Source organism: Nostoc sp. DedQUE02 (assembly GCF_034531035.1).
In the GTDB taxonomy this organism is placed as follows: Bacteria; Cyanobacteriota; Cyanobacteriia; order Cyanobacteriales; family Nostocaceae; genus Nostoc.
In genome coordinates this window covers 54374-74339 of sequence record NZ_JAVRBY020000018.1, presented here as the reverse complement: position 1 = coordinate 74339, position 19966 = coordinate 54374, and the positions used below count along the sequence as shown (strand labels likewise).

Here is a 19966-nt window from a genome sequence, read left to right as displayed (position 1 = left end):
CATGATATTACTAATGGTTGCTTTATTTACGCCGTGCTGTACTAGCCTTCAAAATAACTTTAATGGACGCAACTGATTAGCCGGACATGATATCACTACCAGACATATTCAGTTGGCACAACTGGAGATATTTCTTCATCGTGTTGACGAGATGGATGGGACTGATGGGTTTGGTCAAATAATCATTCGCTCCAACGGCTAAACACTTTTCTTTATCCCCTGACATGGCTAAAGCCGTTACCGCCAAAATCGGAGTGTGCTTGTATTGCTCCTGCGATCGAATTTGGCGAATCGCTTCTAGTCCATTCATATCTGGCATTTGAATATCCATCAAAATCAAGTTGAAAGACTGCATTTGGGTGAGATGAATCGCTTGCAAACCATTGCGGGCAACCACAATGTTAAACCCTTTCAATTCTAAATAAGCTTGTAGCGTCTCGATGTTATCGAGGTTATCGTCTACCAAGAGAACAACAGGTTTCTTTACTACATTCTCTGCTGTATTTTTTGTTTCTACAAGTAAGAAGGGTGAAGCAATTTCGGCAATAGCAGTGGTGCGATGGACAGGCTTGTCTGAGTTAAGCTGATTGACCTGTTTCCAGGGAAGTATCACTATAAATTCGCTGCCTTGACCGACGGTGCTACGAACTTTCACGGAGCCTTTGTGTAGTTCGATAATCCGCCGGACTAAGGCTAAACCTAACCCCGTACCAGCATAACGCCGAGATAAGCTGCTATCGATTTGAACAAAGGGCTGAAACAATTTGTCAATGTTTTCTGGAGCAATGCCAATGCCCGTATCGATGGTGCTGAAGCTCATTGTTTGTTCGGCTGCATTGCCTTGCACTTTGAGGATGACAGCACCACCATTGGGTGTAAACTTGATGGCATTGGTCAGCAGGTTGATTAATACCTGGCGTATCAGTCGTTCGTCTAACTCAATGTCAGGCAGATTGGGAGACAGTTCGAGGGTAAAACTAATTTGCTTTTTGAAGGCTTGCTGTTGGATAAAAGGAATTGTGCTGCGACAAAGTTGCTCCACTGAAACGGGTGTTATTTGTAGGTCTAGCTTACCGGATTCGATTTTGGCTAGATCGAGAATGTCATTAATTAGTTCTAATAAATGTTGCCCATTGGTTTGAATTGTGGTTAAGGTATGGTGTTGTTGTTCGGTTAAATTCCCATAAGTTCTTTCTTGCAAGACTTCAGACAGTCCCAAGATGGAATTGAGGGGGGTACGAAGTTCGTGGCTCATATTCGCCAGAAATTCGTCTTTGAGGCGAGTCGCACGGGCTAGTTCTGCATTGGCAATGGTCAGTCGTTCGTTAATTTTCCGAAGTTGTTCCTCAGTCTGTTTGATTTGGGTGACATCAAAAATAATGCCAACGATATGCAGTGCTTGTCCAATGTCGTCAGTTACGGTGCTGCCTTGTTCGAGCAAATATCGCTTTTCTTGGGTTGCAGGGATGTAAATGCAATATTCGACCTGAAAGGGCTGTTGATTGGCGATCGCCCCTTGAATGACTTCGATAACGCGATCGCGGTCTTCTGGTACAATCAGCGAGTTGACTGGACAGAGAGTGCCTTGATTGGCGAGATCCAGGGGGTCAAGGTGGAATAACGCCGTTAAGTGGTCGTTAAAAAAAACAAATGTATTATTTTCAGCAGGATACAGCTTGTAGACAATTCCCGGTAGGTTTTCAGCCAGGGTGCGATAGGAAAGCTCACTCGCTTGCAGCGCCATCTCAGCTTGCTTGCGATCGCTGATATCTCGGATTGCGGCTAGAAAGGCTTGATGATTCTGCCAGGTAATTTCCTCAACGCGCACTTCAACTGTAGTCACCCTGCCAGTGGGATGCGGAATCTCCATTTCAAACGTCTTTTGGAGCGTGATGGAAATTCCCAAATCTGCACCCTGGTAGTCTGGCTTTTGGCGATTGAAAATTCGATCGGCAGCCGGATTGCTGAAAAGAATCTGTCCTTGGGAATTCAGAATCAGGATGCCATCAACTGTCTTAGAAATGATTTCTTTAAGGCGCTTTTCGCTCTTTTGGAGTTGTTTCTCAATATGCTTGCGATCGCTAATGTCTTCCACCACCGCCAAGTCAGCAATGAGTGTACCCGCAGCATTATACAGCATCGATACTGTAAGACTAACCCATTTTAGCCGACGATCTTTGCGGATATAGCGGATTTCAAGGGTTATTGATGCCAACTCACCGTGATGTAAATGAGCCAACTCACCTTGGATTACTTCTAAATCTTCTAGATGGATCAAGTCTTGCCAAGACATATCCAGTAGCTCAGATTGAGTATAGCCAGTCAGTTCACAAAAGCGTTGATTGACTTGGATATAACGTCCTGATGGGTGAGATTGGCTAATGCCGACAGCTGCCTGTTCAAACAAAGACCGATAGCGCACCTCACTCTCACTCAATGCTGCTGTGCGGCGAGCAATTCTGGCTTCTAGCTCCTGGTTAAGCTTTTGTAGTTCCAGTTCTGCGTGTTTGCGATCGCTATCATCTGTACCAATTGCCGTTACAACCCAGCAGCGATTGCTCTCATTCCAGCGAGATGTCAGCGTATCTAAAACCCATCGAGTCGAGCCATCTGGATGATAAAAACGATACTCAAGTGTGGTTTCTCTCTCGGCTTTAATCGCCGCCTGCATCCGCTCCTGTATGACTGCCCAATCTTCTGGGACAATGTTTGATAACCAAACTTCCGCCAGAAATTCCTCTGGTCGATAGCCAAACACTCGTTCGCATCCCTTAGAGTGATAATCAGTTTCCCAAAAACCATTTGGATAATATCGAAAATGCCCAATTGACGCACCTGCACTGTTCAACACATCATTCAGTTTTGCCTCTGAAGCTTGCAAAGCCAGCTCGGCTTGTTTGCGTTCCAGTTGAGCGCGTTTAAAGTCATCGATATCAGTAACTGTGCCTACCCAGCCTGTAATTTCTCTTGATTGGTTTTGGATTGGTATTCCCCGCCCCAGAAACCAGCGGTATAGTCCTTGATGGTGACGGAGGCGATATTCGCACTCAAATAAACTGCCAGTGGCGATCGCTTGTGCCCATTCCTGGAGGGTGCGATCGCGCTCATCGGGATGAACCACTGCTGCTGCACCCAATCCCATTGCCTCAGCTTCACTTTGCCCTGTGTAGTCATACCAACGCCGATTTAAGTAGTAAACAGCACCCGTGACATCTGACAACCAGACCATCTGGGGCATCGCTTCTGCCAAGTCGCGGTAGCGTCGTTCGCTCTCTTGCAGGGCTTGTTCGGAGAATTTGCGCTCGGTGATGTCAGCGATCGTTCCGATATAGCCAGTGACTTTGCCAGTGATATCAGTTTCCGCGACCGCCAGACCAAACAGCCAGTACATCTTTCCATCTGGTCTTTGAAAGCGATACTCCATTAAAAAGGGAGTCCGGGACTGGACTGCTAATTGCCAGTTGTAATAGACCCAATCCCGGTCTTCGGGGTGCAGCGCTCGCGTCCACCCCATACCCATTGCTTCTTCGGCGGAGAGTCCTGCTAATTGACACCAGCGCGAATTGACATAGTGACAGTCTCCGTTGGCATCAGTGTGGAAAATACCAACTGGTGATAGTTCAGCCAAATTTAAATAACGCTGGTTGCTTGCTTGCAGCGCCAGTTCTGTTTGTTTGCGATCGCTAATATCCGTAAGTATACCAAACCAAATAATACTGCCATCTTCTTCCTGAGAGGGAATAGAATGTCCAAAAATCCACTTCAAGATGCCGCTAGGAGTTCTGATGCGAAACTCCATCTCCCATGCTTCGAGCGTTGTAGCCGATCGATCGATGGAAGCGCCGATTTTTTCTATATCTTCTGGGAAAATAATATCCCACACGATTTGCACATCCTTGAGGAGTTCCTCTGGCGTATATTCATACAAATCGACAATACCTTCGCTCATAAAGATCAAGTTATTTGACCCATCCGGCAAGCGCTGATATTTATAGACGGCTCCAGGCACCATATTAGTAAGCTGACGCAGCATTTGCTCACTTGTTTGCAGAGCAACTTCGGTTTGTTTTTGTTCGGTGATGTCTGTATTGGTGCCAAACCACCGCAACACCCTACCCTGTTCATCTCGGATGGGAATAGCACGAGAGAGAAACCAGCGATACTGCCCATCTCGGCCACGCAAAGGAAAGGTATCTTCCCAGATTTCGCCTGTTTCAAAGCAGTGGCTAATTTTCTTCGCTACCCGCTCGACATGATCGGGGTGATGTACGTGCTGCCATCCCCAGCCCTGCATTTGTGCCAGTGTGGTGCCTGTGTAGTCAAACCAGCGCTGATTATACCATTCAATCGAGCCATGTTCGTCAGTTATCCAGGCAAACTGAGAAATGTTGTCTGCCAAGGTACGGAACCGGGCTTCACTTTCCCTCAGTTGTTGTTGTGCCTGGACAAGTTCGGTGATGTCCATCACGGATACGCCAACGCCGATTACTTCCCCATTGGGTAAACAAACGGGATAGTGATTGGAGATGGCGCTGCGAAATGCACCGGGACTGACCTCACCGCTAAACTCCATATTTATAATTGGTACTTGGGTTTCTATAACCTGGAGCAGCATGGGGCCAAACTGAGATGCCATTTCCGGCACAACTTCCCATAAGGTGCGTCCCAAATGCTCGCTTAACGGCAGGTCGTTGATTTTGGCTAATGCCTCGTTGCCATAGAGGTAGCGCAGTTCGCGATCGAACAGAGCTAGCCCAACTGGAGATGCGGCGATCAATGCCTGAAGCACAGCTTCGCTGCGCTGGCGTTCTAGCTCGGCTTGTTTGCGATCGCTAATATCGGTGAAAATGCCACACCAGACAATACTGCCATCCTCTTCTTGGGAGGGGATAGAATGTCCTAAAATCCACTTCAAGACACCGCTGGCAGTTTGGATGCGAAACTCCATTTCCCACGGCTCGAGGGTTGCTGCCGATCGGTCTCTCGAAGCACTCATCTGCTCCATATCTTCGGGTAGGACGATATCCCAGGCGATTGATCCATTGTTGAGGATTTCCTCCGGTGTATGCTCATACAGATCGACAATGCCCTGGCTGATAAATACAAAACCATCTGCCGCATCCGCCGACCGCCGATATTTAAAAACCGCTCCAGGCACGGTATTCATGACCTGACTTAAGGTTTGTTCACTCGCTCGCAGAGCGGCTTCAGCCTGTTTGCGATCAGTGATATTAATAGCTGTACCAATGATGCGATGGATATTTCCCGCTTCGCTCCGGATTGGAAATAGGTTGGTGAGCGCCCAAATTGAACCCTCTGGAAAAGGAAGATATTCTTCATAGCTGATCTTCTGACCCGATTTTAGACATAGGTCATACTTTTGCCGGATTGCTGAACCGACCGCCTCACCAAATGCTTCCTCTGGCGTTTTACCCTGAATTTCTTCGCAGGTAACTGAGCCGTATCGTTCAGCCACAGGGTTGAATTCCAGGAAGCGAAATTCTCGATCTATGCTCACCTCAATCACAAAAATCGCCAGTTCTGCTCCTGTGTAGATGGTACGGAGAAATTCTTCCTGTTGACGCAGTTTGGCTTCGGCGTGCTTGCGATCGCTAATATCAATTAGAATGCCGTGCCAAATAATGCTACCATCTGCTTGTCGGGAGGGGATGGAATCACCGGAAACCCATTTTAAGACCCCGCTAGCAGTTATCAGGCGAAACTCCGCCGTCCAAGGGGTGAGCATTGCAGCAGATTGGTCAATCAAATCCCGCACCCTCTCTGCATCCTCTGGAACAATCAGATGCCAAAGCACTTGGGAGTCGTTGAGGATTTCCTCTGGGGTGCGATCGCAAAGCTCGATAATGCCTTGGCTAATAAATCGAAAACTTTTCGTTCCATCCACAGAACGGCAATAGGTATAAACCACTCCCGGAACTGTATTGACAACCAGGCGCAAGGTTTCTTCACTAGCTTGTAGAGCAGTTGCCATTACTTTCCGTTCTGTGATATCTGCGATCGCTCCCACCATGCGAATCGGCTTGCCAGTTTGATCCCGGATTGCCTCTCCACGAGAACGACACCAAATATACTCACCTGATTGCTTACGTCTGCGAAATTCTACTTCATAGGGCAAATGGTCTTGCAGGTGGCGCTGTAAGGTTAATTGCATCAGATCGCGATCGTCGGGATGGATCTCTTCCCTAAGCACCTCATAGGCAAACTTGGAGGCGTTTTTATCTGGGGGTGAGTAGCCTAAAATTTCCCAATAGCGATCGCTGCCAATGATGCGATCGCTGACAATATCCCAATCCCAAACTCCTTCGCCGATACCCCGAATGGCGAGTTGATAGCGTTCTTTGACTACGCTTAATTCCAGTTCCAGTTTTTTTTGCTCAGTAATATCGATGTTGGCCCCAGCAAGACGGTAAATCTCTCCGGCTTCGTTGCGAATCGGAAAGCTGCGGTTCCACAGCCAGCGAATGGAGTTATCGGGACGGATAATCCGATAGGCAAAGGAGCAAACTTCTTTCCCTTGACAAGCTTGCTGGTTAAACGTGACTACGGCATCGCGATCGTCTGGATGAATAAAATCGAGCCAAGCTTGAGGATTGTCATAGGTTTGCTGCAACGGCGTTTGGTAAAGATATTCCCAGGCTGGGCTGGTATAAATCATCTGCTTACTATCGAGGGATTTGAGAAAAAACACATCCTGACTGTTGTCAAAAATTTGTCGGAGTTGGGCTTCGCTTTCTCTGAGGTCAGTTTCTAGCTGCGTGCGTTCGGCTTCTAACCTTTTTTTGTCGTTAATATCAGTGACATACCCGATAATCTGAGTTAAGTTGCCGTTAGCATCTGCAAAAAACTGTGCCTGAGTTTCAATCCAGATGTAATGCCCAGCCTGATGTTGCCACCGATATTGCAAGTAGAGATGTCCCTGACGCTCAAAATACTCTGCGACGGCTGTTTGTACCTGTTTCTCATCCTCTGGGTGAATATTAGCAAACCAATCGGCTGATGTCTGGGGCATTTCAGAGGCGTTATAGCCAAACACCTGCTCGGCATTGATGCCCCACGTCATACGATCGGAGGATGTATCCCATTCATACAGCACTTGTTTAGTGGCTAGCTGGGCAGCATGATGGCGGTTTTGCCACTCTAGCAAGACGTTGATATAGGCGGCTTGTCTAGCTTCAGCTTGCTTCTTTTGGGTAATATTGCGCGCCACGCACAAAAACGACGTAACGGTTCCATCCATGTCATATTCTGGAACGACACGGGTTTGAAACCAGATGGAGCGTGAGTGAAGGCGAAGTTGATATTCAATCGTTTGTTCTTGGCGGGTTGCTGCTACTTGTTGAGTGAGAGTTTGCCAATCAGCAAGATGTTCTGGGGCAAGGGTGGCAGCGAGCAGTGGTTGACCAATCAGTGCTTCTGGCGCGTAGCCCAATTCGACCTCTACTGCTGCGTTGACATAGAGGTAGTGTAAGTCTCGATTGAGCCGAAAAATCACGTCAGGGGAACGATCTAGCAATGCGGTAAGCTCTTGCCCTTGTTGCTGGAATCGGGTTGCCGCTTCGCTGTGTTGAATGGCGATCGCCACCTGAATGGCAAGTTGTTCTAAAAATGCGACCTCAGACGCTTGCCAATGGCGAGGTACAGCCGATTCACTGGCACTAACGAGTCCCCAAAATTGGTTGTTAACGATCGCCGGCACCAGAACTTTAGCTCTAATCTGCAAGCGCTCTAATAACTCAACATGGCAGGGGGTCATCTCTGCCGTATAGATATCAGAAACCACTCGCACTCGCCCTTTGCCGTATCGTTCTGTCCAATCTGGAGCAAAGCAAGGATCGTAAATCGCTTCGCTGACAAAGGAGCGTTGATTGGCGGCCAGCGACTCTGCCACCACTTGAAAATGCCCATTTTCCAAAAATTTATAGACCGACACGCGATCGCAATCCAAAAACTGCCGCACTTCAGACACCGTGGCGTCGAGTATTTCTGACAAACTCAGCGAAGCCCGAATCCGCGTTGAGACTGCCATCAACAGCTGCAATTGCTCTGTCTGAAGTTTCAAAGCTGCGATTGATGGCTCATCTGCCTGCCCAAGTTCTACAAGTTGCAGCAAACGGCATAAACTCTCGTAGGTCAGCAGCCCAAGTAACTGCCCGTTGTCGTCTAATATAGGCAAGTGCTGGTGGTGTCGTAAGAGATTCAGGGCAACTTCAGGATTAGTTAACTCAGATTGCCGTAAAACGATCGCTGGTGGTTCAATTACCTCTGCTAAAGTGACTCCAGCAAGCGATCGCCCACTGGCAACCAAGCGGATCGCGGCTCGTTCGCCGAACAGTCCCACCAGTTGGTTGTGGCTCACTACAGCCAAACAGCCAGTGCAGTTAATCGTGGCGGAATCATTGCCACTTGCAGGCAAAGCAGAACTGGAACTCAAAAGTGCGATCGCATCTGTCACCAGCACATCTGGGGCAACAGTGATGGGCGGCGCGATCGTGTTTTCTAGGACAAGCCTTAACAGAAATGAGCGGGGCAAGAACATAACATTTCCAGCCACAATACTGAGATGAGAAACATCGGGTTGGTCAACAAGAGGAAAAGGGGCAGGGGGCAGGGGGAAAAAAGTTTGACCCTTGTTTACTTTTATCTACACAATTTGGTTTTATTGTGCCGACTTACTTACTACTTAGAGATTGGTTTAACGATTCAGTCTAGCCTATTCTGCAAAAGCAGTCTCTCGGCTTATACTGAATTCTCAGAAAGCTAAGTCAGTAAATTAAGTGGCTAATACCAATTTTCGCTCATTGACACTCCTGTGCCTAAAGGCATGAGGATTCTTGGTTCAACGAGATAAGGCAACATATTCAAACCCCAAAAGGCTTGCCATATCTGACCCATCTTCATTGCATAAAGCCTGCGGTATAGCTGCGCTTAGAGCATAGCCCATTGCCAAAAGCAGGGAATTGCGAATTGGTATAAGTTTCACAGTAATTCTACGAAAACAGTATTTAGCATCCAGTACTTCCCCCAATACTGATAAAAATTTGTTCTTGATGCACTTAAGTAAATAATACCGCAAAGGCAAAATCCATTAAAGATTAAGGAATTACTCTCTTTTAAGGGCAATCCTCTCAGCCCTAATGTTAAAGAGTAGAGTTTTAAATTCAACTCCACTCTCATTGTTCAGGGTTTAATTATGACGCTAACCTACGATATTTGCCTCGCGATCCTTTCATTCTGCATTGCTGTCTTTGCTGCTTATACAGCACTCGGCCTAGCAGGACGAATCATGGCAGCTCGTAATCTGACACGTCTTTTTTGGCTCGCTGGAGGTGCGGCTGCAATGGGCATTGGAATTTGGTCAATGCACTTTATTGCTATGCTGGCTTACCAGTTCCCTGTCCCAGTTTTTTACGATCTGCCTATCGTTATTTTGTCCCTAATGGTGGCGATCGCTGCATCAGGAGGAGCATTGTTTATTACCAGCTACCGAGAGACAATCTTCAATCTGGTCATAGGGGGAATTTTACTAGGAAGTGGAGTTGGCGCAATGCACTACACCGGCATGTCTGCTATGAGACTTGAGGGAACGGCTGACTATAATTTGCTTTTTATTATTGCCTCGATTCTTTTTGCCTTATGTGCTTCCATCATCGCGCTCTGGCTTGCATTCCGAATTAAAGAACTCCAAAAAATAAATTATCCAATTTGTTTACTCAACTAGACTTATTTTCTTCCTTGTCCCCCTTGTCTTCCTTGTCCCTCTGCTATGGAATATTTTTTTACTTGGAAGTCCCTTAAAGGGGAAACAAATCCAATCAGCAAATTACGAAAAATCAGTAGTAGCTTCATTTAAACATCTTACTCTAGCAGCATAAGGAAAAATCATCATGCAATCTACTCTCAAAAAGATTTTAGTTGTCGAAGATGAACCTCAAGTCCGCGAGAATATTGCCTCAATTTTAGGGTTTGAAGGGTTTTATCGAACTACGGCTGAGAATGGCTTGATTGGCTTGCAAAAGGCCAAAGAAGAGATGCCAGATTTGATTATTTGCGATGTGATGATGCCGGAATTAAATGGCTACGAGTTTGTCCAATCGCTCCGTCAAGACCCGAAAATGGCCACTATCCCTGTGATTTTTCTCACCGCTAAAGCCGATCGAACTGATTTGCGATACGGAATGGAACTAGGTGCGGATGACTATCTCACCAAACCCTTCACTCCTTCTGAACTGCGACGAGCAATTGAGGTTCAGTTCAAAAAGCAAACGATGATTGCTCAAAAGAACCAAATAAAATTTCAGCAGTTGTGTAACACGATTACGGTGTCATTACCCCACGAACTGCATACGCCATTGCAAACTATTATTGCATTACCACAGTTATTAATCGAAGACTGGGAATGTACGTCAGATACTGAGAAATTAGAAATGATCGAGGCAGTTTATACATCCGGCAAGCAGCTTTATGGCTTGACTCAAAACTTTTTGCTCTACGCCAAACTCGAAGTAACCCTATCTGATGCAGAAAAAGTTGCTAGTTTCCGAGAATATGCCCCTAAGACCTCTCTCAAAATGATAGTTGAAGAGACTGCATACCAGGAAGCCCAGAATGCACAGCGAACATCAGATTTAGAGATCGATCTACAAGATGAAGCCGTACAGATTTCACCTACTAGTCTCAAGAAAGTTATGAAAGAATTGATTAACAATGCTTTCAAATTTTCTCTGTCAGGTTCTAAAGTCAGTGTCCTTGGCCTTCCAAGCAATAACCTTTATTCGCTCTATATAATAGACCGCGGTCGTGGCATGACCTCTGAGCAAATTAAGAATGTGGGTGCTTATATACAGTTTCATCATAAGTTGTACGAACACAATGGTGCTGGGTTAGGGCTAGTTACTTCAAAACGCTTAATTGAATTGTATGGAGGAGAGTTGACAATCGAAAGCATAACTGGCGAACAGACTATTGTTCGGGTTGCATTGCCAATGCGACTCACTTCTCAAGAAGATCGGCCAGATACAAATTGAATCATATTGAAGGACTTGAGAAGAGGCTTCAAGATGCTAGATTTACTCCATCCTCTTTTAAATTCAAACAGTTTTATTCCACACGGACATTGCTATCTCTGGAAACCAGGATTGGTGTGGCTGCACGTGCTTTCTGATAGTGTGATTGCATTGTCCTACTTCTCTATTCCCTGCTTGCTCGTCTACTTTGTCTCCAAACGACGCGATATTCCGTTTAACTGGATATTTCTGATGTTTGGTGCTTTCATTATTGCCTGTGGCACCGGACATCTGATGGATATCTGGACATTATGGTATCCAACTTACTGGCTGTCAGGTGTAGTCAAAGCCTTGACAGCCCTTGTTTCAATGTATACAGCTTTGGAACTCATTCCTCTGATTCCTAAGGCGCTAGCGTTATCGAGTCCAGCTCAGTTAGAAGCAGCAAACCAGGAGCTAGAACAAGCTCTCAAACAGTTGCAGCAGGCACAATCTCAACTAATTAAAACCGAGATTAAACTGGCTAAAGCCGAGATATTGCAGCAAAGTGAAGAGCGATTTCGCTCGTTGCTCCAAAATGCATCGAATATCATCGCTACCTTAGAATCAAGTGGACGGGTTGTTTATGTTAGCCCTTCTTTGATGCATATTCTAGGACATCAGCCAGAAGATTGGATTGCTAAAAATCTTCCTGAGTTAGTCCACCCAGACGATGGCCTTTCTGCGTCAGCGCTGCTGTATCGAGCCATTGATAATCCATCTCAAAAAACAACAGTAGAATTTCGTTTGCATCATGCGGATGGTTTTTGGCATGATTTTGAGGCGATCGCGAAAAACCTCCTAGATGAGCCAAATGTAGCAGGCATTGTGATCACCTGTCGAGATATCACCGAGCGAAAACAAGCAGAAGCCGAAGTGCGTAAAGCACTAGAGAAAGAACGAGAACTAAATGAATTGAAGTCGCGCTTTATTTCAATGGCTTCTCACGAGTTCCGCACGCCATTGGCGATCGTGTCATCTTCCATCGGCATCTTAGAAGACTATGGACACCGCCTCAATCCAGACCAAAGCCAAAAGCAGTTTCAGCACGTCCAAAAATCTATCACTCATATTACCCAACTACTAGACGATGTGTTGATGATTAACCGCGTAGAAGGTGGGAAAGTGGAATTCATGCCAACTGCGATCGATGTTATGCAGTTTTGCCACGATCTAGTAGAAGAAATACAACTGAGTGCCCCTAGCCATCAGATTACGCTGTTTATTACCGACAAACGGAACGCAGGCAGCAATAGTTATACTCAACTCGACAAAAAGTTACTCCAATCTATTTTGACTAACTTGTTGTCGAATGCTGTCAAGTATTCCTTTGCAGCAAGCGCAATTGACTTCAACCTGATTTGTCAAAATGAAGAAACGATCTTCAAAATTCAAGATCGAGGTATTGGGATTCCCGATGACGATCGAGACCACTTGTTTAAGCCCTTTCATCGGGCTAAGAATGTAGGGAATATTCCCGGAACAGGTTTAGGGCTTTCAATTGTCAAAAAATGCATTGACCTGCATGGCGGTGAAATTAAGGTATGCAGTCAAGTAAATATAGGTACAGTCTTCACTGTTATAATCCCTACAAATCAAATGGAACTCATAGCTGGTAGGGCTACCCCATCCAAGGCGAACGCATCTAACTCCTGTAATGAATAGACTTGTCCGAAAATTTGAAAACCAGTCTGTATCCATTTGTCACAAGTTCAGGACTTACGTACAGCTAACGGAAAATCGTAGACGCGGAGCGGCTTGCCGCAGGCTACCACTCCAGGCGCAGAGAAGCCAGTGCGTTGGGCGGGTTTCCCGACTTGAAGCAACTGGCGCGTCACAGAGAAATGAGAGTTTGAGAGATATTTTGCGTAAGTCCTAAAGTTAAAAAAGAGTAGATTTTGTCAATACTAGCCCGCAGTTCTCACAAGCAGTAAAAAATTAATTTACATGACCTGATGTGAGGCTTTTTTTTGATATATCATCAATCAAAATTTAGGCGCAAAGATGAATTAAGTATAAAGCCGCAGTTATTAAGCTATAATAGTTACTCTATTTGTATTGGTACTCGAATCAGAATGCTCTGTTCATAAAATGCCTGCATTCCAAAACAAAACTTGAATCAACCCAAGCCCAAAGTATCATTTATTAGAAATACATAAAAAGGAATTTAACTTCAGCTTAAGCAACCACTGGGACTGACTTTGGCTGTTCAAATCTGAACTGTTTTGGTATACGATCTGTTGAAGATGGGGTCATACTTCTAACTGCTGAAATACTTACTATATATAAATTTTCGCAGTTTTTGACCCCCTTTTTTATCTCTTTGTGAGAAATCCGGGTTAAGCGTAAAATACTTGAGTCATCTGAAGATGGTTGGTGAAAGCGAGTTAATGTCATGGTTTTTGCAACACAGCAGATATTTCTAATTGTTGCAAATTGAGTTCTTGAAAGGGTGGAGACGTTTCGGTTAGCTTGATTGTACTCGGTTGAATGGATTTGCCATTCACCTGTAACGTATAACTACTTTGCCGCAGGTGTTCTATAAAGTAGACCCCGGCATCATTTGTAACTGATATGAGCCGCTGCCCGGAATCCACGCCGGAGCCAACCTGAATTGCTTCGACTCGGACACCACTCAATGGGGTTCCGTGGCTATCTGTGACAATGCCTGAGAGCGAATAGGCAGGGACGAGGGGAACTAGCACAGGAGTATAGCTACCAGCCACAACCTCAACTGCATAAGCACTGGTTGCTGGCTGCCAATCGGGGGGCAGCCCTGCTGCATCCAGATCCAGACGATAGGTGTTGGGCAGCAAACGTAGCAGGATGCGATCGCTCTCAACCTGTGTCCTAGCAGCTTGAACCATTTGATTATTGATCGTCACGAGATCGGGATCTGTGTAAAATTCCTCACCTGCATCGCGTTGGCCGTTGTTATTGCGATCAAAGAACGGCTGCACCAGAATACCACCCTGAGTCCGTAAATAGTTGGCATGACGATCCCCAGGAGTGATACCACCTTGAAGATTCAGCCCCGATACTAACTCGATACCAAAAGTCGATTCGCCTGTTGTCACTGATACGCCCTGATAGCGGGCGCGGAGCATTACGCCAGGGATGATTGTAGTGCCCACAGAGGCAAGTACGCCAGAACCCCGTGAGCCGATACCATAGCCTAATTGGGCTTCCCATAACAGCGTGCCATCAATGGAACGTTCTTTTGAGCGATAACGCCAAGCGAGATTAACTAGATCGTCATTGCTATTTTGGTTGTAGGTGTCGTAGCCGAGAACTAAGGAATGTCCAGTTGTAAAATCGCTGTGCTTTCCCAGGTAAAAACTTAGTGCCGATTGGGAACTGATTTCATTGCCGATAGAGTTCAGTTCAAGTTTTCCCAACCGTTGAATCAGATTCCAGCGCAGGTGACTTTTGGTGTCAAAGGTAAGGCGGGCAAAGGTAAAAGAATCTCTGCCACTGAAGTTTAGTTGAATACCTCCAGAGGTGGCATCATTACTATTGGTGTTGCCCAGTAAGGTGATGCCTTGAGCCAGTTGCCAATAGGCATCTAATCGGCTAGAGAAGCGATCGTGGGTGAACCGGGCACTGAAGTTTTGCGATGGGTCGTAACTGACATCTGCATTGATGTCCCATGCTGAATTATCGCTACCGCTTAGAGCTGAAACTGCTGCCTTGAAGGGGACATTTTCTGGCTGCCAGAAGAGTTCGGCTAGTCCTCTTAAAGACCGATCGTAGACAGTGCCTGCGCCTAGCGTCACGCTATTCGAGACGCCCCATCGTTGAGCAATGCCACCCCGAAATGTGGAAAAATCGCCAAAGAGATTGTTATTATCCTGTTTGCTGTAATCTCGATTCACTCCACCGGAAACGATCAACGCGGAAGCACCAGCAGGAAGTTGACCAGCTAAATTGGAAAACGTCGCGTCTCGAATTTCTGGTTGGGCAGTTAATTGTCCTTTGGGATAGAGGAAGACCTGGTAGTAGCCGCCCAGCGCTGGGGTTTCCAATTTGAGATTCTCAAACCGATACACGCCAGACGAATCCACCAGGGTTTCGGCAATGATGCGATCGCTAAATCCTTTTACCAATCGCACTAAAGTCCCTGGTTCTGCCTGCCCGGACACCGTTCGTCCCACCTGTGCTGCTTGCAGGCGTTGGCGCGGATCGCTTTCGCCATAAAATTGTGGCGGTGGTGTGTAGCCCTGGCGCTGAATGAAGGTAAAGCCTACATAGTCGTTAGGGCTGAGGTTCTGCCAGAAGGGGGGCTGAGTACCCACAAAATAATCATTAGCATCGGTCTGGCGTTGAAATAGCGCATCTGTAATCCGCCAGCTATTGGAACTAAATAGTTTGGGCTGGTCTGCTCGCACAAACCAACTGCCGCCCAAAATGCTACCCACCGCAGTCAAGTCTCCGCGGAAAGCAGTTGGGGTTGAATCTCCACCACTGACGCCGACCCCTTGTTCGATCGCAGCTAGAGAAATATCTGGCGATGCAATTCGGGGTAGCCCTTCAAGCTGCACAGGAGCCTCTTCCAGTGATGAGCTTTCTTCCGGTGCCGTCAACCAGGGTGCGTCAAACACAATCGCGTACTCTTTGAGATCAAACTCAACCTGAACTCCAAATAGCGATCGCATCTCCCCCACTGAAAAAACCAGACCCAATTTTGGATCGGTGTGGAGTTTGGCAGGATCGATACGAACGGCAAGACTGGGCGATCGTAATTCGATTTGATTGTCGGGTAATACTTTTGTGCTTAATTTCAGTGCTTGCACCACGGCATCATAGGGCAATAACCAATGTTCTAGATCGAGCGCTTTCGAGCTATTTTCCTGCCCCCGAACAGAAACCCCGTCATTGACGTTGCGCCCGCCAATGTTGATACCCACCGGAAATACTGTAAAGCCCTCCGGCACCTGAGCAATGGGAGACAGATTCGGTTCTGGTGTCTGCATCTTCGCATCGCTTGTTGGCAAAGTGGCGGAATTTGCTGAAACCGTAGGCGCAACAGTCACAGGTTCAACCGGACTCGCCTTTTCGGAACCTGTAGGCGTAACAGTCACAGGTTCAACCGGACTCGCCTTTTCGGAACCAGTAGGCGCAACAGTCACAGGTTCAACTGGACTCGCTTTTTCGGAAGCCAAAGACTCAGGTACAATCTTTGGGACAGTCTCAGGCTGCGTTGCCGGAATATGCACAGATGGAGGTTCTGTAACTAAAAACTCTATATCTTGTAAGTCAATGGATAACGGTTGTCCCAGCAGTTTTGCATCTGATTTAACGCTTGATTGTGCATCAGCACTCGATGGCTTTTGTTGTTGATCGCGTACTGATGGACTTAAAGCAATCCGTTTTTCATCAATAGATTCACGAGTAATGCTAAAGATGCCGATCTCCTTCGGAGATTTACCATTAGAAATGTTCTGGGGAATTGAGTGGACGATGGCAGGTGGGGGAATTGTCGGGAACATAGAGATAAGCAAAGTTAAAATCAGCAGGCAAAATCAGCCTTCCTCAGGTCTTCTAGGTGGCTCTTAGCTTTGTGCAAATTAGTTGGCAATCTGTTGAGACCCTACACAGTCAGCTAGTCATCGTCGTAAGTAGTTGGACAAGAATATTTACAGTCATTGTTAATGAAGCGTACCCTTGCGGGGACTGACTTTTCACGGTATCTGAAAAACCTCACTTCTATTTCTCTCTTCCTTTTAGAAGAGAGACTTTGAATTTTCCCCCTTCCCGTGTCGGAAAGGGGGTTACGGGGTTAGATTTTCGTGGAATTTTCCACATAACGTGAAAAGTCAGCTGCGGGGAAACTTCATTCGCAATGGCGTTGTGTAATTAATTAGACTTCTTGCAGAAGTAGGGAAAAGGGAAAAGGAATAAAAAAACCTTTCCCCTTTTCCCGCCTCTTGCAAAAGTTACTTTTGCAACAGGTCTATTGTGCAGTTCCTATTTTGCAGGTACTATCAAATCCACCGAAAATGGCACTGTCTGAGCGTTGTCCTCACCCCAGAGCAACTGTCCACTTAGTTGGTAGTTACCAGGGAGTAAGGGCGATGGATCTTTTTCTGAAACGGCTAAAGCTAAATTACGATCGCCCAGAGCAATGATGGCAGTAGGTGGCAATTCTCCACTCCGAAATACTTTGTTGGCTTGCTTCAACGACCAGCGAACCATTGGGCGCACAGATGCATTGCCTATATTTTTGACGAATAGTTCGAGATGGTTTTGCTTGGCATTGAAACTGGCACGCTCGACAACTAAGTTCGGCGCTATATCCCCCTTACGGACGTAAACAGTCGTACCGACTCGAGTGATAATACCAACTTTCCGTCCGATTGTGTCTGTTGACTCATTCAAGGCTTCTGTAAAGATGACTGCCCGGTATTCACCATTCGGTAAGCTGGGAGCAAGCAGAGCCACCATACGAACCCGACGGCTACTTCTGGGTGGCACAATCAATTCTCTAGGAGAAAACTGTATATAAGAACCCAGATAGCTTGAATCAGAAGGTATTGTTTGGAACCCGCGATCGCGGCTGTAAGTGAATGGCTCCGTATAAACCCTCGCCCGCAACGGCGTATCTCCAGAGTTGATCACGTTAAGCACTGCTTTTACTTGTCCCCGGTTTGCCTGGGCTTCAATCACCAGAGGAGATGCTCCCAGATTTGCCCAAGCAGCACCATTGACCAAACAAGCTGCTGATAGTAACCAGCCACTCAGTTGAATGGCTTTTAAAGTCGTGGATGAAGCGGGCTTGCGAACACGGGAGAACATGATGACCGATCCTGGCTTTGCGAATAAATCTAAGGATTAGAAGGAATGAAAGAATGATTTATGGGGGAAGTAAACAAGTTATAGAATTCCCCCATCTGTATCTTTGTACGTTGCTTTATTAAGGGGTCACTGTCAACGTCACAAACATATCGTAGGCACCGCTGGGGATTAGACCAAGGGTTGTGGTTGTCATATTCACACTCAAATTAGTGACACCTGGCAGGGGCACAGGAAAAGGAACAGAGGGTGCAACAATAGCAACAAGGTTTGCGCCTGTGCCTGTAACTGCAACCGTCTTTACGGCTGTAGTATGGTCATAGCCAGCAGGTGCAGTGGTTTGTTGGGGTGCAGATGCCGAAAGGGTTGCCAGGATGTTATTACAGGTGAGTTTGGCTTGACCAGAAGTGCCGCCACTGGTTGGCAGACTGCTAAGAGTTGTGCCAGCAACGTCTAATCCTAATGTGCCATTCTGGACATTGCTAAATGTGCAGGAGGAAAGGACATTTCCATTAAAATGAACATCGGTACTCCCTGCTTGAGCAACAGAGCTGAACGCAAACGTGCTACCAAGAATCATTGCCGAGAGTAGTAAAATACGACGCATAATGAATTCCTCAAGTTAACTGAATGGATGTTGAATGATGTTCCAGAGATGCCTGATGTCTCAGAGGCATTGAGCGTGATGCTCTCAACCTTTTTGCTTTTCAGTCACGCTCGTTTCTCTAATTTAATGACCCCAAGTAACTTTGTAATTCGTAGCTCTACGCGTTTAATGAACTCGCTTATCCTGAATTCAGTAATGCTTTTAGCAATCAATGACCTCAAACAAGGGTGTCATCTGTAGCTCTACGCCTTTACTGAACTTCCCCATCACGATGTCAGTAATTTTGCTAGGGTAATGTTAGTAATAACAGTAAAAATCGCTACATCATGCGAATATTGAGTAATTATTTACACTTGGTGTGGTAAAATTTACTAGAGAGACGACTCTCTAGATTAGCCAAGTAAGCCTTGGGATCTCTGCAAAATCGATACTGTTCAATTCTGGCAATGCGTGGTGTTTTTGCAATTGAGAGCGTAATTCGAGCCAAGTATGAATATCAACTTGTGCTAAATCAGATGCGGTAAAAGTAATCTGGGTTTTAGCCATCGTGTAAAAAACCTACACTTGTCAGGGGGATTAAAGTTGTTGGCTTATTCGTATCAATGAAAGTATTTCATGAATAAGTAAGCTTTTCTTATCTCAAAGAAATTTTGGGCAACCCGTACATCTAATTTCACTGTCTCTGTCAGGCACAGCGACCGCTCTTGGCGGGCGGATAGCCATCACAAAGCAGTTACATCTTCTCACGATCGCAATCGTTTTCTCAGCCACCAAACCATAAAACCAACAATGATTCCAATCATCAGACTGGCACTGAAAGGGTAGTCGCACAAGAAGTGAACTTTAGATTTAATAAAATTATCTTGACACTCTTTAGCAGGATCTTTTAGTAAAGTTACGGTTGCTATCCCAGCACCCGCAAAAGCTATAAGCTCTTGGAAGCTACGCTCTCGTTCAGATTTTTCGACTTCTATGCGACTGCGAGTAGCGTTAATTGTATCTTCTAAAAGCTGCAACCCAAGCTGCATATTTTCGATATCTTTGTTAATTTGTGGTAAATATTTTTTGTTGGCTAGTTCGCTAAATTTTTCTAAAAAATCTACCTGATTATTTTGACCTGCTTTTTCTTGAATCAAAGCTAACCGAAGTTGATAATTAGATACATTAATTTCAATTATTTGTTTTTGAAAAGACAGATTTAGTAAGTCAATTGTATATTGCTGGAGAATGTTGTCAATATTGTTTAAAATCTTGCGACTATTGGTAATACTTTGCTTTTCTTGCCAAGAATTGCTTAGGTTGGTAATTTTTCTATTTGATTCAATCTGTTTATAATGATTTAGCAGAGATTCTTTAACTAAACGGCTTTGCCAATAAGCCCACGATATCTTACTTCGGTAACAAAATAACCCCATCCAATCTTTATAGAATTCCGCAGCTTTTTCTGCACTCTCTCGATTATTATAAATAGCAATAATTACATGACTTTCGTTGCTATTTAGAG

9 protein-coding genes are annotated in these 19966 nt (G+C 45.8%); 3 read left to right on the top strand and 6 right to left on the bottom strand.

The window, feature by feature from the left end:
- Positions 1 to 76: 76 nt before the first annotated feature.
- The gene (locus RMX98_RS16230) at positions 77 to 8557 is read right to left on the bottom strand and encodes a PAS domain S-box protein (protein ID WP_322676299.1); all 8481 of its coding nucleotides are present in this window, start codon (positions 8555 to 8557) and stop codon (positions 77 to 79) included.
- 654 nt (positions 8558 to 9211) lie between these two features.
- On the opposite strand from RMX98_RS16230, the gene RMX98_RS16225 reads away from it, so the two are divergent.
- The 3 genes from RMX98_RS16225 to RMX98_RS16215 all read left to right on the top strand — a co-directional run bounded on the left by RMX98_RS16225 (position 9212) and on the right by RMX98_RS16215 (position 12728).
- Complete coding sequence (locus RMX98_RS16225) at positions 9212 to 9739, top strand: MHYT domain-containing protein (RefSeq protein ID WP_322676300.1); 528 nt, start codon at positions 9212 to 9214, stop codon at positions 9737 to 9739.
- A 166-nt stretch (positions 9740 to 9905) separates the two neighbouring features.
- Positions 9906 to 11045: a response regulator gene (locus RMX98_RS16220; protein ID WP_322676301.1), complete on the top strand. Its 1140-nt coding sequence runs from the start codon at positions 9906 to 9908 to the stop codon at positions 11043 to 11045.
- A 33-nt stretch (positions 11046 to 11078) separates the two neighbouring features.
- On the top strand, positions 11079 to 12728 hold the full coding sequence (locus RMX98_RS16215) for a PAS domain-containing sensor histidine kinase (protein ID WP_322676302.1): 1650 nt from the start codon (positions 11079 to 11081) through the stop codon (positions 12726 to 12728).
- A gap of 728 nt (positions 12729 to 13456) precedes the next feature.
- On the opposite strand, the gene RMX98_RS16210 is transcribed toward RMX98_RS16215, so the two are convergent.
- The 5 genes from RMX98_RS16210 to RMX98_RS16190 all read right to left on the bottom strand — a co-directional run bounded on the left by RMX98_RS16210 (position 13457) and on the right by RMX98_RS16190 (position 19877).
- Positions 13457 to 16552 carry a carboxypeptidase regulatory-like domain-containing protein gene (locus tag RMX98_RS16210; RefSeq protein WP_322676303.1) on the bottom strand — a complete coding sequence of 1032 codons (3096 nt, stop codon included), beginning with the start codon at positions 16550 to 16552 and terminating at the stop codon, positions 13457 to 13459.
- Between the two features lie 478 nt (positions 16553 to 17030).
- Positions 17031 to 17858: a P pilus assembly protein, chaperone PapD gene (locus tag RMX98_RS16205; RefSeq protein WP_322676304.1), complete on the bottom strand. Its 828-nt coding sequence runs from the start codon at positions 17856 to 17858 to the stop codon at positions 17031 to 17033.
- A 118-nt stretch (positions 17859 to 17976) separates the two neighbouring features.
- Positions 17977 to 18462: a hypothetical protein gene (locus RMX98_RS16200; protein ID WP_322676305.1), complete on the bottom strand. Its 486-nt coding sequence runs from the start codon at positions 18460 to 18462 to the stop codon at positions 17977 to 17979.
- 387 nt (positions 18463 to 18849) lie between these two features.
- On the bottom strand, positions 18850 to 19008 hold the full coding sequence (locus RMX98_RS16195) for a hypothetical protein (protein ID WP_322676306.1): 159 nt from the start codon (positions 19006 to 19008) through the stop codon (positions 18850 to 18852).
- A 197-nt stretch (positions 19009 to 19205) separates the two neighbouring features.
- Entirely contained in the window at positions 19206 to 19877 is a 672-nt protein-coding gene (locus RMX98_RS16190; RefSeq protein ID WP_322676307.1) for a hypothetical protein, read from the bottom strand.
- Positions 19878 to 19966 lie beyond the last annotated feature (89 nt).